Raw genomic sequence first — 24,265 nt, 5'->3', positions numbered from 1 at the left:
ATTACCGCAGGGTAGGGGGACGTACCGGGCAGATGCCGCGGGCCTGCGGACTGGTTCCCGTTCGACGCGCCGCACGCCGTAGAGTGACGCGCACGCACGGCGGTACGGGGCCGTCCCGGACGTCCGGGCGGGATGACGCGCCGGTCGTGCGGGTATCTGTGCCCGGGACGCGTCCGCGCCGGGCCACCTGGCAGCGACACACCGGCCGCGGACGACGAGGACCGGCCCGGGCACGAGGAAACGGGGGGTGCATGAGCACGGAAGCGCGCCGCGCCTCCCTCCCCCCGCGCCCGCCCCACGCCCCCCGCACCGCAGGCAACCCGGGACCGTTCGACCCCCGGAGCCCGCTCGACGACACGCCCTCGCCGCAGGCGGACCGGCCCGCCTCCGACGATATGGACACGGACCGCGCCGAGGATCCGCGCGGCGGGCCGGGCGCGTGGGACGCGGGCACGGCGACCGGTGCCGGCCCGACGACGCCCCGGGCGTCCGCCGGCGCCCCCGGCGCGGGCGCGGCCCGAACCGAACGGCCGCACGGGCCGTCCGGCACCGACAACCCCACGAGCACCGTCGGCACCCAGCGCCCCGCCCCCGACGGCACCTCCCGCGCCGCGGCCCCCGCCGAACCGACGTCCCCCCCGGCCACGCCCGCCGCCTCCGACGTGCGCGTCGCAGGCACCGCCGAGCGGTCGAACCGCCCCACCGGCGACGGCCCCACGGCCCGCCCGGCCCCGCCTCCCGCGTCCGGCGCGCACCGCACCGACGTGGCTCCCGCCGAACCCGCGTACCGCCCCACGGGCGACGGGACTCCCGGCCGCACGACCGCGCGCCCCCGCTTCCCCCGGATCGGGGCCGAGGGCCCCGACCGCTCCGCGCCTCCGCCGCCCCAGGCCTCCGCGCGGTTCCCGGACGCGCCGCCCGCCGTCGGGCGGGGCACGCCCGCGACGCCCGACGCCGTGCCGCCGCGCCCTGCGTACGGCCCGCGTACGGAGGCGCCCGCGACGCCCCGCGGTGGGCCGCCGCGCCCTGCGTACGGGCCGCCCACGGAGGCGCCTGTGACGCCCGACGCCGTGCCGCCGCGCCCCGCGCACCGGCCCCGTACGGAGGCCCCCTCCGAGACGACCACCCGGCTGCGTCCCGTCCCGGCCGAGCCGGACCCCGCGTTGTCCTGGAGCGCGCCCATGTCACCGGGCGGCGTCCCCGGCGCGGGGCGTCCCGCCCCCTTGTCCTTCGGTGAACCCGGGCGCCGGCCCCGCCCGTTCGCCCGCCGCACCCGCGGCCAGGTCGTCGCCGCGGCCGTCTGTCTCGTGCTCGGCACGGGGCTGATCGGCGGCGCCGTCACCGGTGCCTGGCTCGCCGACGGGCCCGAGGGCCCCGGCACCCGCCACGCCTTCGCGGTCGCGGGCGACCTGTGGCACGAGGTGCCCGTCGACCAGTTGTTCCCGCCGACCGTGCAGGGCCGGGGCGCGGGCCCCGGGGAGGCCGACCGGGTCTGGACGCGTATCGCCGTCGCCCCCGACAGCGGCTGCAAGGGGGCCTTCGACGCCTTGCTCACCCGCGTCCTCGCCCCCGTCGGCTGCGAGCGTCTGCTCCGCGCCACCTACACCGACGCCACGCAGAGCCATGTCACCACCGTCGGACTGCTGTTCACCGAGGCCGACGCGGCCGGCATGGAGGCCCTGGCCCGCCGCTTCGAGCGCGAACGCCTGGACCGCCGTGGCGACCTGATGCCGCTGCCCTACGCGGCGAAGGACACCGCGGCCGAGGGCTTCGGCGCCGGGCAGCGGGCCTCCTGGGCGATCTCCGTCCTCACCGACGCCCCCGTCGTCGTCTACGCCGTCTCCGGCTGGGCCGACAACCGGACCGTCGACGAGCCGCAGCCCGCCGAGGACGCCATGGGGCCCGGAGCCACCACCGCCCCCGCCCAGGCCGGCCTGGGCCACGAGGCCCGCGGTCTCGCCGACCGCTTCGAACGCGCCCTGCGCCAGCGGGCCGGCACCCCCACGGAGCGTCCGTCATGAGGAAGCGCCCCGCCGCCCTCGGCGGCCTGCTCGCCGCGGCCCTCGTCCTGGTCCCCGCGACCACCGCGCACGCCGACACCATCCGCGACCGGCAGTGGGCCCTGGACGCCCTGCACACCGACCAGGTGTGGACCACCACGCGCGGCGCGGGCGTCACCGTCGCCGTCCTGGACACCGGCGTCGAGGCCGACCACCCCGACCTCGACGGCAACGTCCTCGAGGGCAAGGACCTCGTCGGCTTCGGCGCGCGCGAGGGCGACGAGGCGTGGGCCCGCCACGGCACCGCCATGGCCGGCATCATCGCCGGTCACGGGCACGGCCCGGGCAACGGCGACGGCGTCCTGGGCGTCGCCCCCGAGGCGAAGATCCTCCCCGTCCGCGTCATCCTGGAGGACAAGGACCCGGCCCGCGCCAAGGCCCGCAGCACCCGCGGCAACGCCCTCGCCGAAGGCATCCGCTGGGCCGCCGACCACGGCGCCGACGTCATCAACCTGTCCCTCGGCGACGACTCCGCCTCCGCACACCCGGAGGAGGGCGAGGACGAGGCGATCCAGTACGCCCTGCGCAAGGGCGTGGTCGTCGTCGCCTCCGCGGGGAACGGCGGCGAGAAGGGCGACCGGATCTCCTACCCGGCGGCCTACCCGGGCGTCATCGCCGCCACCGCCGTCGACCGCTACGGCACCCGCGCCCCCTTCTCCACCCGCCGCTGGTACGCCACCGTCAGCGCCCCCGGCGTCGACGTGATCATCGCCGACCCCGACCACAAGTACTACGAGGGCTGGGGCACCAGCGCCGCCGCCGCCTTCGTCTCCGGCGCCGTCGCCCTGGTCAAGGCCGCCCACCCGGACCTGACCCCGGCGCAGATCAAGCGGCTTCTGGAGGACACCGCCCGCAACGCGCCCGCCGCAGGCCGCGACGACTCGCGCGGCTTCGGGTTCATCGACCCGGCCGCCGCGATCGAGGCCGCGGGCCGACTGAAGCCGGAGGGCCTGAAGGCGGCGGCGTACGGCGACGAGTACTTCGGCCCGGGCCCGGCCGCCGACGCCCCCGGCGACGACACCGCGGGCTGGGCGGCCCCTCTGGCCGGCGGCGCGGGGGGAGTCCTTCTGGTCGCGGCGGTCGTTCTGTGGCGGGGGCGCCGGGAGAACGACACGTTCTGAGCGCGCCGCCGTGGCAGCCCGGTGACGCCGGGTGCGGGCGGTCCGTGGCTGGTCGCGCAGTTCCCCGCGCCCCTGAGGTGTGCTGTCACCACGGCCGCTGGAAGGGCCCCCCGGACGCGGGGCAGTCGTGCCTGGGGAGTGGGGGAGGGTTGGTGCGGTGGCACGTCTGCCGCGCCGGGTGCGGGCGGTCCGTGGCTGGTCGCGCAGTTCCCCGCGCCCCTGAGGGCGCTCGCAGGCGCCGTAACGTTTCAGTCGCGTACGCGCCGCGCCAGCACTCGCACCGCCTCCCGTGCCGCCTCCTCCACCCGCGCCACCCCGGCAGCCATCGACGCGTGGCCGTCCGACAGCACCGCCACCGCGTACACGCGCCCGCCCGCCGTCACACACCCAGTGCTGTTCACCACCCACAGGCCGGTCGCGTCCCGTGGCAGCCAGCCGTTCTTCACGGCCCACCGTGTGCCCGGGTCGGCCAGGGCCGGCACACCCCACGCCTGCTCCGGTACCACCCGCTCCGTCAACTCCCGTACGTACGCCCGCGCGGCCTCGTCCAGAACGGCGTCAGGCGTGAGGATCCGCCGCAGCAGCGTCACGCGGTCCGCGGCCGTGGTGCGGGTCAGCCCCCAGCGTGCGTCGGCCGCGGTGCCGGTGAGGCCGAGCCGGGCGTTCGCCGCGTCCAGCCCCGCCGCCCGCCCCACCACCTGCCACAGCGCCGTCGCCGCGTCGTTGTCGCTGCGTACGATCATCGCCTCCGCGTGCGCCCGCTCGGCGGCGGTGAGTTCACGCCCCTCGTCCCGCGCTGCCAGCAGCAGCGCGATCAGGATGTCCACCTTCACCGCGCTCGCGGTCACGAAGACCCCCTCGTCCGAGGCGTACGTCTCCCCGCCCGCCAGGTCCAGCGCCGCCGCCGACACCCTCGGCCCGTCCGTCACCCCGCGCTCCCTCCTGCCCCTGTCCGGGCGTCCCGCCCACGGCCGCTAAGGTCGGTGACCGTGGCGAACAAGAACATTCCCGACTCCCCCTTCCGCGACGACGACGGAACCGCCGACCCCCGGCTGAGCGCCGCGCTCGCCGCCTGGGCCGAGGACGGCAACGCCGTCGGGCCGGTCCTGGAGGCGCTCAAGGACGCCCGGCTGCTCGTCCCCGTCGTGGCTCTGCTCGGCGAGGTGGAGGAGGGCGACGAAGAGGGGCGCGAAGCTGCCGGGAAGAGCGGCGGCGGACGACGGGGGGCCGGGCTGCGCCGCGAGAAGACCAGCGACATGGCGGTGCCCACGCTGAAGGCCGGCGGGCGCACCGCGCTGCCCGCCTTCACCTCCACCGACTCCCTCGCCCGCTGGGACCCGGAGGCCCGCCCCGTCGCCGTACCACTGCATCAGGCGCTCCAGGCCGCCGCGCACGAGAAGGCGGACACTGTCGTCCTCGACCTGGCGGGCCCGGTGCCGTTCGAACTGACCGGACCCACGCTGCTCGCCCTCGCCGAGGGCCGCACGAGCACCGACCCGCTGAAGGACCCCGCCGTCGTCGAGGCCGTACGGAACGCCGTCGCCGCCGAGCCCGCCGTGGTGCGCGCCCACCTCGGGCCGGGACAGGCCGACGGCACCCTCGCCCTCGTCCTCGACCCGGCCGCGCCGGTCGCCGAGGCCGCCCGTGCCGTGGCGCAGCGGCTCGCCGCCGACGAGACACTGAGGGCCCGCCTGGTGCGCGGCCTCGACCTGGCAGTCCTGCCGGCCGAGGCGACGCCTCCCGGCGAGCCCCTGTACGTACGTCGGTAGAAGGGGGAACGGCAGAACGGGGCGCCCCGGCTTCGGGGGCGCCGCGTCCTCAGCCGTAGACCGCGCCCGTGTACTTCTCGCCCGGCCCCTTGCCCGGCTCGTCCGGGACCAGGGAGGCCTCGCGGAAGGCGAGCTGCAGCGACTTCAGGCCGTCCCGCAGCGGCGCCGCGTGGAACGAGCTGATCTCGGTCGCCGAGGCGTCCAGCAGACCGGCCAGCGCGTGCACCAGCTTGCGGGCCTCGTCCAGGTCCTTGTGCTGGTCGCCCTCCTCGGTCAGACCGAGCTTCACGGCGGCGGCGCTCATCAGGTTGACGGCGACCGTGACGATCACCTCGACCGCCGGGACCTCCGCGATGTCGCGGGCCATGGCGTCGAAGTCGGGGCTGCCGGGGGTCTCGGGGGTGTCCGAGGGGGAGGTCTCACTCATGCCCCACACGATAGGCGCAGCCCGCCGCGCTCCCGACGCCAGGAGCCGGGCGGACGGCCGGTTGGTGCCCGTCTCCGGGAGCTGCTAACCTTGTGTAACGACCGGTCGGACCCGTATGTCTCACGGCACGCGAGCCCGGCCCACAAGTGGAGGCTTTCGAACTCCCACCTGGCCGCCCTCAGGGCGGCGGGTCACCGGTCAGGCAGATCCCGTCCCCGAGTCGGCGATCGGCCCGAAAGCGCGCCCCGCGATCCACCGTGGCGGTGCTCCGGTAGTTCGAGGAGCCCCGACTGTGATCGTCCGGGGCATTTTTGTTGTCTCGGCGCGGTTAGGTCTAACGAACACAGACGTTACGCGGCTGTCCGCCAGACCGTCGCGTGGTGCTACCGAGGAGGATCCATCAGCGCCGAGCCCCGCATCAACGACCGGATTCGCGTTCCCGAGGTGCGACTTGTCGGTCCCAGCGGCGAGCAGGTCGGGATTGTCCCGCTTGCCAAGGCCCTGGAGCTTGCGCAGGAGTACGACCTCGACCTCGTGGAGGTCGCGGCGAACGCCCGTCCGCCCGTGTGCAAGCTCATGGACTACGGGAAGTTCAAGTACGAGTCGGCCATGAAGGCCCGTGAGGCGCGCAAGAACCAGGCGCACACGGTCATCAAGGAGATGAAGCTCCGGCCGAAGATCGACCCGCACGACTACGACACCAAGAAGGGTCACGTCGTCCGGTTCCTCAAGCAGGGCGACAAGGTCAAGATCACGATCATGTTCCGTGGTCGCGAGCAGTCCCGGCCGGAGCTCGGTTACCGGCTCCTGCAGCGGCTCGCGGAGGATGTGGCCGACCTCGGGTTCGTGGAGTCGAACCCGAAGCAGGACGGCCGAAACATGATCATGGTTCTCGGTCCGCACAAGAAGAAGACCGAGGCGATGGCCGAGGCCCGCCAGGCGCAGGAAGCCCGCAAGGCGGAAGCGAAGGCCAACCCCGGCAAGTCGCAGAACGCCGCGGACGCGGACAGCGCCCAGGCGGCCGAGGAGCCGGCCGAGGCGTGACTCCCCGGGGCGCGAGCCCCAGGAAGCAACCCGACACAAGTACGACGCTCCACAGTGCCCGGTTTCACGACCGGGCACAGGAGCGCCACCGACGAGGAGAGAACGGCGCTATGCCGAAGAACAAGTCGCACAGCGGTGCCAGCAAGCGCTTCAAGATCACCGGCTCCGGCAAGGTGCTCCGCGAGCGTGCCGGCAAGCGCCACCTGCTCGAGCACAAGTCGTCCCGTGTGACGCGTCGCCTCACCGGCAACGCCGAGATGGCCCCGGGCGACGCCGCGAAGATCAAGAAGCTTCTCGGCAAGTGACGCCCCGGCGCGTGAGCGCCGTACGTACGTCAGACCGGGACCCATTCGATACCGGGCCGTGTGAGCACCACCACGGCCCCGCTACAAGGAGTTAACAAGTGGCACGCGTCAAGCGGGCAGTCAACGCCCACAAGAAGCGCCGGGCGATCCTCGAGCAGGCCTCCGGCTACCGCGGTCAGCGCTCGCGCCTGTACCGCAAGGCCAAGGAGCAGGTCACCCACTCGCTGGTCTACAACTACAACGACCGCAAGAAGCGCAAGGGCGACTTCCGTCAGCTGTGGATCCAGCGCATCAACGCCGCTGCCCGCGCCAACGGCATCACGTACAACCGCTTCATCCAGGGTCTGAAGGCCGCCAACGTCGAGGTGGACCGCAAGATCCTGGCCGAGCTGGCTGTCAACGACGCCACCGCCTTCGCCGCGCTCGTCGAGGTCGCGCAGAAGGCGCTGCCGGCGGACGTGAACGCGCCCAAGGCTGCGTGAGGTCGTCGGCCTCGGCCGACGTTCCGATCTCCGGGACCCGCAGGCTTCGGCCTGCGGGTCCCGTGCTGTGTCGTTGTCCGGCGGCCGGTTCGCGGGTGCGGGCGGTTCGTGGCCGGTCGCGCAGTTCCCCGCGCCCCTGGCTGACTTTGCTGAAGGTGACTTGAATGGTGTCCGTCGGTCCTGAGCTGATTTCTCCCCGGTCCGCCCGGGTGGGCGCCGCGCGGCGGCTCGCCAAGCGGAACTTCCGGGGGAAGGAACGCCTGTTCCTCGCGGAGGGACCGCAGGCCGTCCGTGAGGCCGCCGCGCACCGCACCCAGGACACCGCCACCCTCGTCGAGCTGTTCACCACCCCCGAGGCCGCCGAGCGGTACGCCGACATCGTCGGTGCCGCCCGGGACGCCGGCGCCCGTGTCCACCTCGCGTCCGACGAGGTCGTCGCCGACATCTCCACCACCGTCACCCCGCAGGGCCTCGTCGGCGTCTGCCGGTTCCTGGACACGCCGTTCGAGGAGATCCTCGCCGCCCGCCCTCGCCTGGTCGCCGTCCTCGCCCACGTCCGCGACCCCGGGAACGCCGGCACCGTGCTGCGCTGCGCCGACGCCGCCGGGGCCGACGCCGTCGTCCTCACCGACGCCTCCGTCGACCTGTACAACCCGAAGGCCGTCCGCGCCTCCGTCGGCTCCCACTTCCACCTGCCCGTCGCCGTGAACGTGCCCGTCGAGCGGGCCGTGGCCGGACTGCGCGACGCCGGCGTACGGCTGCTCGCCGCCGACGGCGCGGGCGACCGCGACCTCGACGAGGAGCTCGACAAGGGCGCCATGGGCGGTCCCACCGCCTGGATCTTCGGCAACGAGGCGTGGGGCCTTCCAGAGGAGACCCGCGCCCTCACCGACGCCGTCGTCCGCGTCCCCATCCACGGAAAGGCGGAGAGTCTGAACCTCGCCACCGCCGCCGCCGTATGTCTCTACGCGTCGGCACGTGCACAGCGCGCCGCCGGAGGGTCCCGCTCCGTCACCGGGAGCTAGTAGGCTGACCAGCTCGGGGACCTCCCCAAGCTCTCGGCCGGGGCCCGGGAACGGGGCGCCCCGAAGACGTTCCGAGAGGTGGGGTACGGGGATGAGCGTCGGCACGAGCAGCGCACCGGGAGCAGAGCGCACGGCGCGCCCGCCCGCGCCCCGGCCCGGTGACGTCGCCGACCTCGGCATCGACCCCGACCAGCTCCCCGACGGACTCGTCGTCGCCGACGAGCACGGCCGGGTGATCTGCTTCAACGCCGCCGCCGTACGCATCACCGCCGTCCCCGCCGAGCAGGCCCTCGGCCGGTCCCTGGAGACCGCGCTGCCGTTAGAGGACCTGGAGGGGCGCCGCTGGTGGCAGCTCACCGACCCCTACGGCGGCCTCGCCATCCGGGTCGGCCAGCCCGAGCGCAACCTCCTCCTGCCCGGCGGCCGCGAGGTCCTCGTCTCCGCCCGCTACGTCCGCACCCGCCCCACCGGGCCCGTGCGCCGTGTCGTGGTCACCCTGCGCGACACCGAGGCGCGGCGCCGCACCGAGCGCAGCCACGCCGAGCTGATCGCGACCGTGGCGCACGAACTGCGCTCCCCGCTCACCTCGGTCAAGGGTTTCACCGCCACCCTCCTCGCCAAGTGGGAGAGGTTCACCGACGATCAGAAGCGGCTCATGCTGGAGACCGTCGACGCCGACGCCGACCGCGTCACCCGGCTCATCGCCGAGCTGCTCGACATATCCCGCATCGACTCCGGGCGCCTCGAGGTGCGCCGCCAGCCCGTCGACATCGGGGCCGCCGTGGGCCGGCACATCCAGGCGCACGTCGCCGCGGGCCGGCCCGCCGACCGGTTCCTGCTGCGGGTGCAGCATCCGCTGCCCGCGCTGTGGGCCGACCCCGACAAGATCGACCAGGTGCTGAGCAACCTGCTGGAAAATGCCGTGCGTCACGGCGAGGGAACCGTCACCATCGACATCACACCCTCGGCGTCGCCCCGCGACCGCGAGCACGCCGAACCCGCAGCCACGTCGGTCACCGTCAGCGACGAGGGGCCCGGCATCCCGGAGGAGTCCATGAACCGCGTCTTCACCCGCTTCTGGCGGGGCAGCAAGCGCGGTGGCACGGGACTCGGGCTGTACATCGTCAAGGGCATCGTCGAGGCACACGGCGGCACCATCACGGTCGGACGCGCCCCCGGCGGCGGCGCCGAGTTCCGATTTACGTTGCCCGTGGCGGCCCCCGCGTATCTCACCTGAGACGCCTGCGGCCCCCACGGGCGCCTTCGCGTACCCCCACCCCGTTAGACTCGGCCTTTGGCACCTTTGCGTCCCGAGGACGAAAGCCGCGGCCCGCTGCGGGCGCGCGACGGACCGTTCGTCCACGAGTCGATGACGGGGACCATCAGCCAGCCAATCGGAAGCACGGGAAGAGATGTCGGCACCGAATAAGTCGTACGACCCTGTCGAGGTCGAGGCGTTGAAACCGGAAGAGATCGAGCGCATGCGGGACGAGGCGCTCGCCGCCTTCGCCGCCGCGGACTCCCTCGACGCGCTCCAGGAGGCGAAGGTCGCCCACACCGGCGGCACGTCCCCGCTGTCGCTGGCCAACCGCGAGATCGGCGCCCTGCCCCCGCACGCCAAGGCCGAGGCCGGCAAGCGCGTCGGCATGGCCCGCGGCGCGGTGAACAAGGCGCTGGCCGCCCGCCAGGAGGAGCTGGAGGCCGAGCGCGACGCGCGCGTCCTGGTCGAGGAGGCCGTGGACGTCACGCTGCCCCACGACCGCGTCCCGGCCGGCGCCCGCCACCCGCTCACCACGCTCTCCGAGCGCATTGAGGACGTGTTCGTGGCCATGGGCTACGAGGTCGCCGAGGGCCCCGAGGTCGAGGCCGAGTGGTTCAACTTCGACGCCCTCAACATCGGCCCGGACCACCCCGCCCGCGGCGAGGCCGACACCTTCTTCGTGCAGGGCCCCGAGGGCGGCACCGACGCCGGCGTCGTGCTGCGCACCCACACCTCGCCCGTGCAGATCCGCTCCCTGCTCGACCGCGAGCTGCCGGTGTACGTGATCTGCCCAGGCCGCGTGTACCGCACGGACGAGCTGGACGCCACGCACACGCCCGTCTTCCACCAGGTCGAGCTGCTCGCCGTCGACGAGGGTCTGACCATGGCGGACCTCAAGGGCACCCTGGACCACATGGTCCAGTCGCTGTTCGGCGCGGAGATGAAGACCCGGCTGCGGCCGAACTTCTTCCCCTTCACGGAGCCCAGCGCCGAGATGGACATGCTCTGCTACGTCTGCAAGGGCGCGTCCGTCGGCAACCCCGACCGGCCCTGCCGCACCTGCTCCAGCGAGGGCTGGATCGAGCTCGGCGGCTGCGGCATGGTCAACCCGCGGGTGCTCACCGCCTGCGGCGTCGACCCGGAGAAGTACAGCGGCTTCGCCTTCGGGTTCGGCATCGAGCGGATGCTGATGTTCCGCCACAACGTCGAGGACATGCGAGACATGGTCGAGGGTGACGTCCGGTTCACCCGGCCGTTCGGGATGGAGATCTGATGCGGGTCCCGCTTTCTTGGCTGCGGGAGTACGTCGACCTGCCGGCCACCGAGACCGGCCGCGACGTGCAGGCCAAGCTGATTTCGGCCGGCCTTGAGGTCGAGACCGTCGAGCACCTCGGCGCCGACCTCAAGGGCCCGCTGGTCGTCGGCCAGGTGCTGACCATCGAGGAGCTGGAGGGCTTCAAGAAGCCCATCCGCTTCTGCACGGTCGACGTCGGCCGGGCCAACGGCACGGGCGAGCCCCAGGAGATCGTCTGCGGCGCCCGGAACTTCTCCGTCGGCGACAAGGTCGTCGTGGTCCTGCCCGGCGCCACCCTGCCCGGCGGTTTCTCCATCAGCGCCCGCAAGACCTACGGCAAGACGTCCCACGGCATGATCTGCTCCAGCGACGAGCTGGGCATGGGCGACGACGGCACCCACGGCATCATCGTGCTGCCGCCGGAGACCGAGGTCGGCAAGGACGCCGTCGAGCTGCTCGAACTGGTCGACGAGGTCCTGGACATCGCCGTCACCGCCAACCGCGGCGACTGCCTGTCCATCCGCGGCGTCGCCCGCGAGACCGCCATCGCCTACGGTCTGCCGCTGCGCGACCCGGCGCTGCTCGACGTGCCCGGGCCCAACGCCTACGGCTACCCCGTGAAGGTCTCCGACCCGGCCGGCTGCGACCGCTTCACCGCCCGCACGGTGACCGGCCTCAGCCCCGAGGCCCGCTCCCCGATCTGGCTCCAGCGCCGGCTCCAGAAGGTCGGCATGCGCCCGATCTCGCTCGCAGTCGACGTCACCAACTACGTGATGATGGAGCTCGGCCAGCCGCTGCACGCCTACGACCGCGGCCAGGTCCAGGGCACGATCGGCGTCCGCCGCGCGCAGGAGGGCGAGAAGATCGTCACCCTGGACGGCGTCGAGCGGAAGCTGCACGCCGAGGACCTCGTCATCACCGACGACCGCGGCCCCATCGGCCTCGCCGGCGTCATGGGCGGCGCCGACACCGAGATCGCCGACCACGACCCCTCCGAGGAGGGCGCCGGGACGACCGACGTGATCATCGAGGCGGCCCACTTCGACCAGGTGGCGGTGGCCCGCACGGCCCGCCGCCACAAGCTGTCCTCCGAGGCGTCCCGGCGCTTCGAGCGCGGTGTCGACCCGCAGGCCGCGTCCGCCGCCGCGCAGCGCACCGTCGACCTGCTGGTGCTGCTCGCCGGCGGCACCGCCGAGGCCGGCGTCACCGAGGTCATCGCCCCGAGCGCGCCGCACACCATCACCGTGGCCGCCGACCATCCGGACAGGGTCGCCGGTGTGACCTACGGCCGGGAGACCGTCGTCCGCCGCCTCCAGGAGGTCGGCTGCGACGTCTACGGCCAGGACGAGCTGATCGTCACTGTGCCGTCGTGGCGCCCCGACCTCACCGACCCGAACGACCTCGCCGAGGAGGTCATCCGGCTGGAGGGTTACGAGAACCTGCCCTCCACCCTGCCCAGGCCGCCCGCCGGCCGGGGTCTGACCGGCCGCCAGCGGCTGCACCGCCGCATCGGCCGGGCGCTCGCCGGGGCCGGGTACGTGGAGGCGCTGAACTACCCGTTCGTCAGCGAGCAGGTCTTCGACCAGCTCGGACTGGAGGCCGACGACCCGGCCCGCCGCGTCGTCAAGCTGGTCAACCCGCTCAGCGACGAGGAGCCCGCGCTGCGGACCTCCCTGCTGCCCGGGCTGCTCGCCGCCCTGCGCCGGAACGACGGCCGAGGCTCGCACGACCTGGCGTTGTTCGAGACCGGCCTGGTCTTCCAGCCGCGCGACGCCGCCAGGGCCGCCGCGAACCTCCCCGTCGACCGGCGTCCGAGCCCCGACGACATCGCCGCGCTGAACGCCGCGCTGCCCGACCAGCCCCGGCACGTCGCCGTGGTCCTGGCCGGCGCCCGCGAGCAGGCCGGCTGGTGGGGCAAGGGCCGCCCGGCCGACTGGGCCGACGCGGTCGAGGCCGCCCGGACCGTCGCCCGCGAGGCCGGCGCCGAACTGGGCATCCGCAAGGGACAGTACGGTCCGTGGCACCCGGGCCGCTGCGCCGAACTGACCGTCACCGTCGACGGCGCCGAGCGCGTCGTCGGCCACGCCGGTGAGCTGCACCCGCGCGTCGTGAAGACGCTGGGCCTGCCCGCGCGCGCCTGCGCGACGGAGCTGGACCTGGACGTCCTCGAGCGGGTCGGCGACACGGTCCCGCAGGCGCCGTCCATCTCCACCTTCCCGGTCGCCACGCAGGACGTCGCCCTGGTCGTCGACGCCTACGTGCCCGCCTCGGACGTGGAGGCGGCGCTGCGCGAGGGCGCGGGCGAACTCCTGGAGTCCATCCGCCTGTTCGACGTCTACGAGAACGCCGAGCAGCTGGGCGAGGGCCGCAAGTCCCTGGCCTACGCGCTGCGCTTCCGCGCGGACGACCGCACCCTGACCGTCGACGAGGCGTCGGCGGCCCGCGAAGCGGCGGTCGCGCTGGCGACGGACCGCACCGGAGCGGTACTCCGCGGCTGACGCCGCACGCTCTCCCGCGCACGGGCCGGCTCCAAGGCAGGACGCCTTGGAACCGGCCCGTGGTGCGCCGGGGGCGGGGCCCCGCTCGAGAGGCGCGCGGTGTGGAACTGTGCCGGTGAGGGGCGTTCACGAGGCGGTGGGCGAGGCCCCGAGAGCTGCGACCCGAGGCGCGTTGCCCAAATGCCGGGTCCGGTTTCCGCTCACGAGGTCGGGTCTCCGGGGCGCCCGGGCCCAGCGCGGCCGGCGGCGCATCGCCTGACGCGCGCTGCGCGGCTTGCGCCGAGCGGCACGGCTCCTGCGGCGTAGGGGGAGCGCCGGCCCGTCGCCGTTTCCGCCGGAGCAGTGACAGTGCGGGCGCCCGCACCCACCACTTCCCGGCCGCGGGGGCCTACCCCAGCCCACGGAACCGTGGGACACAGGCTCCCCGGAGGGGCGGAGGGTGGGTTCCGGTTCGGGCATATGCGGGGGTGGGCGAGGGCATGTCAGGGCTGGTCAGTGAGCGGAACTCCGGCGTCCTACCGGTTACTCACTCGTTCGGGTGACTGAGCCGGGTGATGCGTCCGGAACGGCCGTCACGGTCGACAGAATCGGACCGGCCTCTCGAGGCCGGTCTGCGCTGTCCGGGCCTATTTGGGGGGCCATCGGCATGATCCGCTTCATTCCTGGGGCTCCCCGCGGGGCGCCACCCCGGTTCCTGTCACGGCTGCGCTCCCTCGCGGTGCCGACGGCGTGGGGCGCCGTCGCGGTGGCCTACCGGCTGACCTGCCCGCTCGCCCGGGACGACGCCCTCGGCGCACGCCTGGTCAGCAGCGCCGTGCTGTGCGCCGTGGGGACCGGGATCGTCCTGCACTTCCGGCGCCGCATGCTCCGCGAGGTCCGGCACGCCCGCCGGATCGCCGAGGCCGCCCAGAGCGTGCTGCTTCGGCCCCCGCCGCCACGGGTCGAGGGCCTGGCCGTCGCCGCCGTCCACCTCTCCGCGGAGCGGGGCGCCCGCATCGGCGGCGACCTGTACGACGTGACGGCCACCGAGCACGGCGTACGGGCCGTCATCGGGGACGTCCGCGGTCACGGTCTCGGCGCCGTCCGTACCGGCGCCGCCGTCCTCGGCAGCTTCCGCGAGGCCGCCCACGACGAGAAGACCCTCGCCGGGGTGCTGCGCCGCCTGGAGCGCGCCATGGACCGGCACCTGCGCGAGCGGGCGCACAGCGACCACCACGCCCCGGACGGCGCACCCGCCGCCGAGGACTTCGTCACCGTCCTGCTGCTGGAGATCCTCCCGGACGGCGAGGTGTACGCCCTCAACTGCGGCCACCCGTGGCCGTACCGGCTGACCGGCGCGGGCGCCGAGCCGCTGGCCCACGCCGAGCCTTTCCCGCCGCTCGGCCTGTTCCCGCTGCCCGGCGAGCCGGCCGCCACCCCGTGCGGCCGGGTGCTCCCCGGCGACATCCTCGTCCTGCACACCGACGGCGCGGAGGAGGCCCGCGACGCCGGCGGCCGCTTCTTCCCGCTCGGCGAGGTCCTCGCCGAAGCGGCCCGCGACCGCCCGCAGACGCCCCAGGCCGTCCTGCGGACGGTCCTCACCGCCCTGCTCGACCACAGCGCCGGCCCGCCGAAGGACGACGTGGCCCTGCTGATCATCAGAAACGAACGCTGCTCCCCGCCCACGCGGCAGACCCGCGGTGTCTCCCGCTCGGCCACGGCGGACCGGTAACCGCACGCGTCGCCCGGCCACGGCCGGCCCGGGGGCGCCGCGCGAGGCCGGCGGCCGTCCGCCCCGCCACGGAGTGTCGGGCAGGCGGCCGGGCGGACGGCGAACATTCGGGCCGCCGCTGTACGAGGGGGAGCCGGCGGCCCGGCCGGCCTCTTTCGAGGCAATTCAGTCAACCGGCCGGGCACGCTCTGCGACAGCGCGTGCACACTGCGGATGCGGGCACTCCGTTCACACCCCGTGTGAACGCGCAGCCACTACCCTGTCCGCACCGAGCCACCGGGGGGCCCGACATGCAGCCCAACACTCTGCTGGACGCGATCCTCGACGAGGCCGGCATCTCCCACGCGGGGCTGGCCGCACACGTCAACCAGGCGGGGCGGGCACGCGGCCTGACGCTGCGCTACGAACACACCGCCGTGGCCCGGTGGCTGAAGGGACAGCGCCCCCGGGGTCAGGTGCCCGACCTGATCTGCGAAGTGCTCGCCGCCCGGCTGCGCCGCCCCGTCACCCTCGACGACATCGGCCTGGGCGTCCCCGGTGACCCGGCCGTCCCGCACACCGGTTCGCTCTCCGGCTTCGTCGAGCGGGCCACCGCCCTGTGGCGTTCCGACCAGCAGGGCCGCCCGCACCTCCTCGGCGCCCCCGCCGTCACCGGCACCCCGGCCGTGATGCCCGTCTGGGAGTGGGAGAACCCGCCCGAGGACGTGGACGTCTCGCGCGGCGGACCGCACCGGGTCACCCCCGCCGACCTGGAGATGCTGCGTGCCGCCCGCGCCCACTACGAGCAGATGTACCGCAAGGCCGGTGGCATGGCGACCCGCGCCCGTGTCGTCGGCTTCCTCAACGCCGAGGCGGCCCCGCTGCTGCGCGGCAGCTACACCGACGCCACCGGCCGCCAACTCCACCGCGCCACAGGCGGGTTGGTCGCCATCGCGGGGATCTGCGCCTACGACTCCGACGCCCACGGCCTCGCCCAGCGCTACTTCCACCAGGCACTGCGGCTCGCCAAGGCGAGCGGCGACCGGGGCCTCGGCGCGTACGTCATCGCTCTGCTCGTCAACCAGTCCCTGTACATGCGGGAGTTCCGGCAGGCCGTCGCCTTCGCGGAGGCCGCGCTGCGCGCCGCCGGTCGCCGCATCACGCCCGCGCTCGCCTCGGACCTGTACGCGATGCAGGCGAAGGCGTACGCCCATCTCGGAGACGCGGCAGGCGCCTTGTCCCGCATCCGGCGGGCCGAGGAGTCCGCCGAGCGCATTCACCGCGGCCACGAGCCCGACGAGACCGGCTATGTCCAGCCGGGCCTGGTCAACGTGCAGGTGGCGGAAGCGCTGTTGAGCCTCGGCGAGCTGGCGGCGGCGGGCGAGCACGCGGCGGCGGCCGTGGACACCCCGGCGCACGACCGGGGCCGGGTGCACCGGCTGGCCATGCTGTGCACCGTCGAACTGCGCCAGGGCAACGCCGACCGGGCGGTGGCCGTCGCCGTACAGATGGCCGAACAGGCCCGCGGCATGGAGTCGCAGCGGCTGCGCGACCGGCTGCGCGAGGTGCGCGAGCATCTGATCCGCAGCGGGTGCGCGGACACCGCCGAGGCCGCCGAACTCATCGACGGAGCCCTGCGGGTACCGCTGTAGACGGCCGGGGCGGCCTCCGGCGTGCGAGGGGCGGCCGTGACCGGGCCGCGCCCGGCGCGTGCCTCGCCGCGCCGCCCCATGCGTCACGGGCGGCCCTCCGTGCGCCTGCTGTACGGCCGCCGCTGCTGCGATATTGCCCCTTACCCATCGGAAGGCGGCAGAACCATGCAGTGGACGAAACAGAACGAACAGCCTGTGTACTCAAACCGCTGGTTCAGCGTCAATCTGGCGGATGTCGAACTCCCCGACGGCCGACACCTCGACCACTTCCTCATACGGCTGAGGCCCGTCGCCGTGGCCACGGTCGTCAACGACGCCAACGAGGTCCTGCTGCTGTGGCGGCACCGCTTCATCACCGACAGCTGGGGCTGGGAGCTCGCGGCGGGCGTCGTCGAGGACGGCGAGGACGTCGCCGACGCGGCGGCCCGGGAGCTGGAGGAGGAGACCGGCTGGCGTCCGGGCCCGCTGCACCACCTGATGAGCGTGGAGCCGTCCAACGGCCTCACCGACGCCCGCCACCACATCTTCTGGTCCGACGAGGGCGAGTACGTCGGCGATCCCGTCGACGCGTTCGAGTCGGACCGCCGCGAGTGGGTCCCGCTGAAGGTGGTCCCGGACCTGATCACCCGCGGCGAGGTCCCCGCGGCCAACATGGCGGCCGCCTTACTCCTCCTGCACCACCTGCGCCTCTAGGAAGAGGGACGGACGAACGGCGCGCACGTACCGGCCCTGCTCACCCTGGTCCGGCGCCCCGCCGGCCCTCCGCGCTGCACGCCCTGCTCACCCACTGCCGGCGGGCGTTCGGCGGAGACACCGCGGGTCCCCGGCCGGACGACCGGCCGGGGACCCGCGGTGTCTCCGAGATTCGTACGGTCACTCGTACGAGTAGAAGCCCGACCCCGTCTTGCGGCCCAGGCGGCCCGCGTCGACCATGCGCTGGAGCAGCGGGGGAGCCGCGTACAGCGGCTCCTTGTACTCCTCGTACATCGAGTAGGCGACCGAGGCGACCGTGTCCAGGCCGATCAGGTCGGAGAGCTTGAGCGGGCCCATCGGGTGGGCGCAGCCCATCTCCATGCCGTTGTCGATGTCCTCACGGCTGGCGATGCCCGACTCGAACATCCGGATCGCGGAGAGCAGGTACGGGATCAGCAGCGCGTTGACCACGAAGCCGGAGCGGTCCTGGGCGCGGATCGCGTGCTTGCCCAGCACCTTCTCGGTGAAGACCTGCGCGCGGCTCAGCGTGCCCTCGGAGGTGGTGAGCGCCGGGATCAGCTCGACCAGCTGCTGCACCGGGGCGGGGTTGAAGAAGTGGATGCCGATGACGTGGTCCGGGCGGGACGTGGCGACGGCCAGCTTCACCAGCGGGATGGAGGAGGTGTTCGACGCCAGGATCGCGTCGGGGCGGGTCACCACCTGGTCGAGCACCTGGAAGATCTCCGTCTTCACCTGCTCGTTCTCGACGACGGCCTCGATCACCAGGTCACGGTCGGCGAACTCGCCGAGGTCCGTGGTGAAGGTCAGCCGGGCCTGCGTGGCCTCGAGCTCCTCCTCGCTGATCTTGCCGCGCTCCGCCGCCTTCGACAGGGAGTTGAACAGCCGGGTACGGCCGATCTCCAGGGCTTCGCCGGTGGTTTCGGCGACCTTGACGTCCAGCCCGGCACGGGCGCACACCTCGGCGATACCCGCGCCCATCTGACCGCAGCCCACCACTCCGACGCGTTCGATGTCGGTCACATCGTCCCTTTCGCTACTGCTTACGGCTGTGGCAGGGTGCCGGGTCCCGGCGCCTGCTCCGTTCGTGCACGTTACTCCGAAGTATCGATGATCGATCGCGGGGGTGGGGCATCCTGGCCGGGGACCCGCCCTGGCCAGGCGGTTCTACGACGATCGTGACAGATGTCGCCACAGCGGAGGCAGGGGGCGAGGGTGCGGGTGTCACGCAGGAACTTCACGGCGGCGGTGCTGGCCGTGCTGGCGACGACGGCGCAGGGGTCCGCCGCACCGCGGCGGGTGCCGGACGCGGGCACGGCGGGCGGGCCCGGGCGGGGAGGCGCGGCGAGCGGTGAGATGCGGGGCATGTGGGTGGCCACCGTCACCAACCGGGACTGGCCGTCCAGGCCCGGCCTGAGCGCCGGCCGGCAGCGCGCCGAACTGCTCGCCCACCTCGACGCGGCCGTCCACGCCCGCCTCAACACGGTGATGCTCCAGGTGCGGCCGACGGCCGACGCGCTGTGGCCGTCGCCGCACGAGCCGTGGTCGGAGTACCTCACCGGCGCGCAGGGCGCCGACCCCGGCTGGGACCCGCTCGGCACGGCTGTCGCGGAGGCGCACGCCCGCGGGCTGGAGCTGCACGCCTGGTTCAACCCGTACCGGGTCGCCATGCACGCCGACCCCACGCGGCTCGCCGCCTCCCATCCGGCTCGCCGCAACCCCGGCTGGGTGATCCCGTACGCCGGGAAGCTCTACTACGACCCGGGGCTGCCCGAGGTCCGGGCGTTCGTGCGGGAGGCGATGCTGGACGCGGTGCGCCGCTACCCGGTCGACGGGGTCCACTTCGACGACTACTTCTACCCGTACCCGGTGGCCGGGCAGACCTTCGACGACGACGCCGCCTACGACCGGTACGGGGCCGGCTTCCCGGACCGCGCGGCCTGGCGGCGGGACAACGTCGACCGGCTGGTCCACGAGACGGCCGAGGAGATCCGGACGGTCCGCCCCGGCACGCGCTTCGGCATCAGCCCTTTCGGGGTGTGGCGCAACGCCGACGTCGACCCGCGGGGCTCCGCCACCCGCGCGGGCGTGCAGTCGTACGACGACCTGCACGCGGACACCCGGAAGTGGGCGCTGGAGAACTGGATCGACTACATCTGCCCGCAGCTGTACTGGAACATCGGCTTCGCCGCGGCCGACTACGCGAAGCTGCTGCCCTGGTGGGCCGACGTCGTGCGCGGCTCGGGCACGCGGCTGTACGCCGGGGAGGCGCTGTACAAGGCGGGGGACCCGGCGCAGCCCGCTGCCTGGCAGGACCCCGCCGAACTGTCCCGTCACCTCACGCTCGTGAAGATGTACCCCGAGGTGCGGGGACACGTGTTCTTCGCGGCGCGCGAGGTGACGGCCGATCCGGTCGGGGCGATGGCACGGGTGGTGGCCGACCACTACGGCCGCCCCGCCGGGCCCCCGTCCTGATCAGTGCCGGGTCACGACCTCCCGGTGCCGGATCTCGGTGTCGGGGCCGGGGGAGCAGATGCCCTCGTGCCCGTCCTCGAACCGGACCCGGTAAGGCGGGTCGCCGTCCCGGCCGAGCACTTCGACGATCTCGCCGGCCTTGTCGTGCTGGCCGACCACCCTGCCGTGCTGGACAAGCCGGTCGCCCACGGTTGCGCGCATCGTCGCCTCCTCACCTGACGGGAGCAGCGGTTCATGCTCCTACGAGTCTACGGCGGGGGCCCCACGACGGCAGCGGTCCGACCGCGACGCCGGGCCACGCGGCCGGATCCGGACCCCCTCGACAGGAGCGCAGCTGCCGGGTGCCGTGTCCCGGACGACACGCCCCCGCCGTGCCGCGCCCCGTTCAGCCGGCCGCGTCCGTGGACCGGCCCCACGCCGTGGGCTAACCCCGCGCCCGCTGGGTCACCGCGATGCACACCAGGACCGCCACCGCCGTGAGCGGGGCCGCCAGGGGGAGGTGTTCGCCCAGGAGGAAGACCGACCAGAACAGGGTCAGCAGGGGCTGCGCGAGCTGGAGCTGGCTGGCCTTCGGGATGCCGATGGAGGCCATGCCCCGGTACCAGACGATCAGGCCGAGGAACTGGGAGCCCGCCGCCACCCACAGCAGGCCGGTCACGCTGTGCGCGGTGAGGTGGACCGGCTCCGCGGTCAGGGCCACCGCGGCCACCGGCACCGTGAGCGGCAGGCACAGCACCAGCGCCCAGCCGATGACCTGCCAGCCCGGCATGGCGCCGGCCAGCCGGCCGCCCTCGGTGTAACCGGCAGCGCAGATCAGCAGGGCGCCGAAGAGGTAGAGGTCCGCCGTCGTCAGCGCGCCCCCGCTCTGCTGCACGGTGAACGCCACCACCGCCGCCGCGCCGGCGAGGGCCGCCGCCCAGAAGGTGCGCGAGGGCCGTGTGCCCGTCCGCAGGGACGAGAAGAGGGCCGTGGTGAGCGGCAGCAGGCCGACGACGACCGCGGCGTGCGCCGTCGTGGACGTCTGCAGCGCCAGCGTGGTCAGCATCGGGAAGCCGAGCACCACACCCGCCGCGACCACCGCGAGCCCCGCCCAGTGGCGGCGGACGGGGAGCGGGACGCGCAGGGCCAGCAGACAGCCCCCGGCGATCACCGCAGCGAGCACGCTGCGCACCGCCACCAGCGACCAGGGACCGAAGCCCTCCAGGCCCCAGGCGGTGGCGGGGAAGGTCAGGGAGAAGGCGACCACCCCGAGGGCGGCCTGCAGGGTGCCGAAGCCAGGGCCGCGCGAGGGAGCGGGAACTGCTATCGGAACCGCGGCAGTAGCGCTACTCTGTGCTCTCATGCAAGAGCGTAGCAGCGTCGGCGAACTGGCGGAACAGCTTCGACAGGAGCTCGATCGCTACTCTCCTGGTGAGAAGCTCCCGTCCAGCCGTGCCCTCGTCGAGCGGTTTCGCGTCAGCCCCGTCACCGTCTCCAGGGCCCTGGCGCGGCTCGCCGCCGAAGGGCTGGTCGTCACCCGCCCCGGCGCCGGCGCCTTTCGTGCCGCGCCCCGCACACCGGCCGCCCCCACCGGTGACACCTCCTGGCAGGAGGTCGCCCTCAGTGCCGACGGCGCCGCCGACCTCGTCCCGCGCTCGGTCGACGCGTCCGGCGTCCTCGTCTCGCTCGCCGCCCCCGCACCCGGAGTGATCGAGTTCAACGGCGGCTACCTGCACCCCTCGCTCCAGCCGGAGCGCGCCATGGCCGCCGCGCTGGCCCGCGCCGGGCGCAGGCCGGGGGCATGGGGGAGGCCGCCCATGGAAGGCCTGCCCGAACTGCGCGAATGGTTCGCGCGCGCCGTCGGCGGGCCCGTCACGGCGGCCGGCGTGCTGGTCACCGCAGGCGGACAGTCCGCCCTCACCACGGCCCTGCGCGCCCTCGCCCCACCCGGCGCGCCCGTCCTCGTCGAGTCGCCCACCTACCCCGGCATGCTCGCCATCGCCCGCGCCGCCGGACTCCGCCCGGTGCCCGTCCCGGTCGACGCCCACGGCGTACGCCCGTCCCTGCTCGCCGACGCCTTCCGCGCGACCGGCGCCCGCGTCTTCGTCTGCCAGCCCCTCTTCCAGAACCCGACCGGCGCCGTCCTCGCCCCCGAGCGGCGCGCCGAGGTGCTGCGCATCGCCCGGCAGGCCGGCGCGTTCGTCGTTGAGGACGACTTCGTACGGAGGCTCGTGCACGAGGACGCGGGCCCGCTGCCGCGCCCGCTCGCCGCCGACGACCCCGACGGCGTGGTGGTGCACGTCAGCTCGCTGACCAAGGCCACCTCGCCCAGCTTCCGGGTGAGCGCCCTCGCCGCGCACGGCCCGGTGCTGGAGCGGCTGCGGGCCATCCAGATCGTCGACACCTTCTTCGTGCCGCGCCCGCTCCAGGAGGCCACCCTGGAACTGGTCGGCTCCGCCGCCTGGCCCCGTCACCTGCGCTCCATCGCCGCCGCCCTGCGCACCCGCCGCGACGCCATGACCGCCGCGCTCCGCCTCCAGCTGCCCGACCTCGCCCTGCCGCACGTCCCCTCCGGCGGCTACCACCTGTGGCTGCGCCTCCCCGACGGCGCGTCCGAGTCCGCCCTGACCGCTGCCGCCCTGCGCGCGGGGGTCGCCGTCACCCCCGGACGTCCCTACTTCAGCGCCGAACCGTCCGCCGGGCACCTGCGCCTGAGCTTCGCCGCCGTGGCCGGCACGGGTGAGATCACGGAGGGCGTGCACCGGCTGCGCTCGGCCTGGTTCCAGGTGGTGGGATAAGAGGTCGACGCCCGCCGCCACCGGCTGCCAGCATCGGCGCATGACTGCCGCCCCACGCCTCCCCGAAGGCTACGAGATCTCCACCGACCCCGCCCGGATCGACGCCGGCACGGTGCACCGGTGGCTGTCCACCGACGCGTACTGGGCCCTCGGCCGCCCCCGCGAGACACAGGACAAGGCGATCGGCGGCTCGCTCAACTTCGGCGTGTACGACACCGTCACGGGCGCGCAGGTGGCGTACGCCCGCGTCATCACCGACCGGGCCACCTTCGCCTGGCTGTGCGACGTGTACGTGGACCCCGCCGTCCGCGGCAAGGGCCTCGGCACGGCGCTCGTCACCGTGGTACGGGACGACGTGCGCGAGTACGGCGTACGGCGCGTCCTGCTCGCCACGCACGACGCGCACGAGGTGTACGCGCCCCTGGGGTTCCGGCCACTGGAGCGGCCGGACCAGTGGATGGCGCTCATCTTCGAGCAGGCCTGACACCGGCTCAGGTGGGTGCGTACGGCCGGGTTGTGCCGTATGCCCCCGGCGGAGGGTGAGGGCTGGGCCACCATGCGTCATGGCCGGCCGACGCCTCTTGACCAGCCGACCCCGGCGGCTGACCATCGCGGCATGGCACTTCGGGTCACGTTCGTCGCCGCAGCGGGGAGCTCCACGGTGCTGTCCGAGCGCTTCGAGGACCCCCGGCCGCTGGACCAGGCCGGATGGAGCGAGGTGCAACGCGTCGCGCACGACCTGCTGCCGCTGGCCGCGGCCGACCTGCGCTACTGCTCCCCGGCCCCGCGCAGCCGCGCGACCGGGGAAGGTCTCGGCTACGCGCCGCTCGTCCAGCTCGCCCTTCGCGACTGCGACATGGGGCGCTGGCGCGGACTGACCCTCGGCGAGGCGATGGCCCGTGAGCCGGAGGCGGTGGACGCGTGGCTGGCCGACCCGCGGTCCACGCCCCACGGCGGCGAGTCCCTGCTGGACTTCATCGGACGCGTCGGCAACTGGCTCGACACCCGGCCCGCCGAGGACGGCTGCCGGGTGGTCGCGGTGGCCGAGCCGTCGGTGATCCGCGCGGCGCTCGTCTACGCGCTGAGGGCGCCGCCCGCCACCTACTGGAGCATCGACGTGCGGTCGCTGTCGACGATCAGTGTCGCCGGTCTGCCGGGCCGGTGGAGCCTGCGGCTGGAGAGCGTGTGCGGCCAGCCCACCCGCGCGTAGGCCCGACGTGCCGGGCCCCGGCCCACCCGCCCGTACCGGTCGACGAGGTCCGGTATCCCCGGCCGGCCCGCGCACCAGCGGCCCGCGTCGCCGACGGCGAGCCGCCCCGGTGCGGGCCGCCCGAGCAGGGCGGCCGGCGCCACCGGGGGTCACCGAGTCAGGGCAGGGCAACGGCCGGCCTGCCACTTGCGCGGACGCCGCTGCCTCACGGCGCCGGGGTCCTCCCTTGCCCGGGGTGTGCCGTGCCCCGGGGCCGCCTCCTGCCTGGGGTGTGGTTCCCGGCAGCGGGGTCCTCTCTCGTCTGGGGCGTGGCCCCTGGCAGCGGGATTCTCTCCTGTCTGGGGTGTGGCCCCTGGCAGCGGGATTCTCTCCTGTCTGGGGTGTGCCGCCCCCGGCACCGGGACCCTCCCTTGTCCGGGAGGGACCGCCCGCCCCGGAACCGGGGTGGTCCCGCCGGTCCCCGT

Annotated in this window: 22 protein-coding genes; 17 read left to right on the top strand and 5 right to left on the bottom strand. The window is 74.2% G+C overall.

The window, feature by feature from the left end:
• The first annotated feature begins 251 nt into the window (after positions 1-251).
• Positions 252-2,021 (top strand): hypothetical protein, encoded by a 1,770-nt coding sequence (locus tag ACF1AG_RS28790; protein ID WP_391810616.1) that lies wholly within the window; start codon positions 252-254, stop codon positions 2,019-2,021.
• Complete coding sequence (mycP, locus tag ACF1AG_RS28785; protein WP_359600859.1) at positions 2,018-3,181, top strand: type VII secretion-associated serine protease mycosin; 1,164 nt, start codon at positions 2,018-2,020, stop codon at positions 3,179-3,181. The genes ACF1AG_RS28790 and mycP overlap by 4 nt, the downstream gene beginning before the upstream one ends.
• Before the next feature lie 248 nt (positions 3,182-3,429).
• On the opposite strand, the gene ACF1AG_RS28780 is transcribed toward mycP, so the two are convergent.
• Positions 3,430-4,110 (bottom strand): serine hydrolase, encoded by a 681-nt coding sequence (locus tag ACF1AG_RS28780; RefSeq protein ID WP_387796699.1) that lies wholly within the window; start codon positions 4,108-4,110, stop codon positions 3,430-3,432.
• 60 nt (positions 4,111-4,170) lie between these two features.
• Here ACF1AG_RS28780 and ACF1AG_RS28775 point away from each other — a divergent pair, with 60 nt between their 5' ends.
• A complete protein-coding gene (locus ACF1AG_RS28775; RefSeq protein WP_387796701.1) occupies positions 4,171-4,950 on the top strand; it encodes an SseB family protein in 780 nt (259 codons plus the stop codon).
• Positions 4,951-4,999: 49 nt separating this feature from the next.
• On the opposite strand, the gene ACF1AG_RS28770 is transcribed toward ACF1AG_RS28775, so the two are convergent.
• Positions 5,000-5,377, bottom strand: coding sequence for a DUF1844 domain-containing protein (locus tag ACF1AG_RS28770; RefSeq protein ID WP_048459997.1), 378 nt, complete (start codon positions 5,375-5,377; stop codon positions 5,000-5,002).
• 399 nt (positions 5,378-5,776) lie between these two features.
• Here ACF1AG_RS28770 and infC point away from each other — a divergent pair, with 399 nt between their 5' ends.
• From infC to ACF1AG_RS28720, 10 genes are all read left to right on the top strand, one after another.
• Positions 5,777-6,421: a translation initiation factor IF-3 gene (gene infC, locus ACF1AG_RS28765; RefSeq protein ID WP_189905907.1), complete on the top strand. Its 645-nt coding sequence runs from the start codon at positions 5,777-5,779 to the stop codon at positions 6,419-6,421.
• Between the two features lie 110 nt (positions 6,422-6,531).
• Entirely contained in the window at positions 6,532-6,726 is a 195-nt protein-coding gene (rpmI, locus tag ACF1AG_RS28760) for a 50S ribosomal protein L35 (protein WP_003977225.1), read from the top strand.
• 98 nt (positions 6,727-6,824) lie between these two features.
• Complete coding sequence (gene rplT, locus ACF1AG_RS28755; protein ID WP_004933571.1) at positions 6,825-7,208, top strand: 50S ribosomal protein L20; 384 nt, start codon at positions 6,825-6,827, stop codon at positions 7,206-7,208.
• A 164-nt stretch (positions 7,209-7,372) separates the two neighbouring features.
• Complete coding sequence (locus ACF1AG_RS28750; protein ID WP_359600862.1) at positions 7,373-8,233, top strand: RNA methyltransferase; 861 nt, start codon at positions 7,373-7,375, stop codon at positions 8,231-8,233.
• A gap of 91 nt (positions 8,234-8,324) precedes the next feature.
• Positions 8,325-9,470, top strand: a complete 1,146-nt coding sequence (locus ACF1AG_RS28745) for an ATP-binding protein (RefSeq protein ID WP_359600863.1) — start codon at positions 8,325-8,327, stop codon at positions 9,468-9,470.
• Between the two features lie 175 nt (positions 9,471-9,645).
• Positions 9,646-10,767, top strand: coding sequence for a phenylalanine--tRNA ligase subunit alpha (pheS, locus tag ACF1AG_RS28740; RefSeq protein WP_359600864.1), 1,122 nt, complete (start codon positions 9,646-9,648; stop codon positions 10,765-10,767).
• A complete protein-coding gene (gene pheT / locus ACF1AG_RS28735) occupies positions 10,767-13,286 on the top strand; it encodes a phenylalanine--tRNA ligase subunit beta (protein WP_359600865.1) in 2,520 nt (839 codons plus the stop codon). Before pheS ends, pheT begins: the two co-directional genes overlap by 1 nt.
• 646 nt (positions 13,287-13,932) lie before the next feature.
• Positions 13,933-14,997 carry a PP2C family protein-serine/threonine phosphatase gene (locus tag ACF1AG_RS28730; protein ID WP_359600866.1) on the top strand — a complete coding sequence of 355 codons (1,065 nt, stop codon included), beginning with the start codon at positions 13,933-13,935 and terminating at the stop codon, positions 14,995-14,997.
• 290 nt (positions 14,998-15,287) lie between these two features.
• Positions 15,288-16,628, top strand: a complete 1,341-nt coding sequence (locus ACF1AG_RS28725) for a transcriptional regulator (RefSeq protein WP_359600867.1) — start codon at positions 15,288-15,290, stop codon at positions 16,626-16,628.
• Between the two features lie 165 nt (positions 16,629-16,793).
• Positions 16,794-17,321 (top strand): NUDIX hydrolase, encoded by a 528-nt coding sequence (locus tag ACF1AG_RS28720; protein ID WP_359600868.1) that lies wholly within the window; start codon positions 16,794-16,796, stop codon positions 17,319-17,321.
• A gap of 180 nt (positions 17,322-17,501) precedes the next feature.
• On the opposite strand, the gene ACF1AG_RS28715 is transcribed toward ACF1AG_RS28720, so the two are convergent.
• On the bottom strand, positions 17,502-18,362 hold the full coding sequence (locus ACF1AG_RS28715; RefSeq protein ID WP_359605532.1) for a 3-hydroxybutyryl-CoA dehydrogenase: 861 nt from the start codon (positions 18,360-18,362) through the stop codon (positions 17,502-17,504).
• 162 nt (positions 18,363-18,524) lie between these two features.
• On the opposite strand from ACF1AG_RS28715, the gene ACF1AG_RS28710 reads away from it, so the two are divergent.
• Positions 18,525-19,814, top strand: coding sequence for a glycoside hydrolase family 10 protein (locus tag ACF1AG_RS28710; RefSeq protein ID WP_391810615.1), 1,290 nt, complete (start codon positions 18,525-18,527; stop codon positions 19,812-19,814).
• Here the strand turns inward: ACF1AG_RS28710 and ACF1AG_RS28705 are convergent, their stop codons facing one another.
• Together ACF1AG_RS28705 and ACF1AG_RS28700 are read right to left on the bottom strand one after the other, a co-directional pair.
• On the bottom strand, positions 19,815-20,015 hold the full coding sequence (locus ACF1AG_RS28705; RefSeq protein WP_033275010.1) for a DUF1918 domain-containing protein: 201 nt from the start codon (positions 20,013-20,015) through the stop codon (positions 19,815-19,817).
• Between the two features lie 223 nt (positions 20,016-20,238).
• Positions 20,239-21,156 carry a DMT family transporter gene (locus ACF1AG_RS28700; RefSeq protein ID WP_359605536.1) on the bottom strand — a complete coding sequence of 306 codons (918 nt, stop codon included), beginning with the start codon at positions 21,154-21,156 and terminating at the stop codon, positions 20,239-20,241.
• Between ACF1AG_RS28700 and ACF1AG_RS28695 the strand changes: the two genes are divergently transcribed.
• The 3 genes from ACF1AG_RS28695 to ACF1AG_RS28685 all read left to right on the top strand — a co-directional run bounded on the left by ACF1AG_RS28695 (position 21,155) and on the right by ACF1AG_RS28685 (position 23,801).
• The gene (locus tag ACF1AG_RS28695; RefSeq protein WP_391810614.1) at positions 21,155-22,591 is read left to right on the top strand and encodes a PLP-dependent aminotransferase family protein; all 1,437 of its coding nucleotides are present in this window, start codon (positions 21,155-21,157) and stop codon (positions 22,589-22,591) included. The genes ACF1AG_RS28700 and ACF1AG_RS28695 overlap by 2 nt on opposite strands.
• Positions 22,592-22,631: 40 nt before the next feature.
• Positions 22,632-23,075 carry a GNAT family N-acetyltransferase gene (locus tag ACF1AG_RS28690; protein ID WP_359605540.1) on the top strand — a complete coding sequence of 148 codons (444 nt, stop codon included), beginning with the start codon at positions 22,632-22,634 and terminating at the stop codon, positions 23,073-23,075.
• A 132-nt stretch (positions 23,076-23,207) separates the two neighbouring features.
• The gene (locus ACF1AG_RS28685) at positions 23,208-23,801 is read left to right on the top strand and encodes a histidine phosphatase family protein (protein WP_359605542.1); all 594 of its coding nucleotides are present in this window, start codon (positions 23,208-23,210) and stop codon (positions 23,799-23,801) included.
• Positions 23,802-24,265 lie beyond the last annotated feature (464 nt).

Origin of the sequence: Streptomyces sp. NPDC014764 (genome assembly GCF_043082785.1) — a bacterium.
Lineage (GTDB): Bacteria > Actinomycetota > Actinomycetes > Streptomycetales > Streptomycetaceae > Streptomyces > Streptomyces althioticus.
This window is presented reverse-complemented; position numbering and strand designations above follow the sequence as displayed.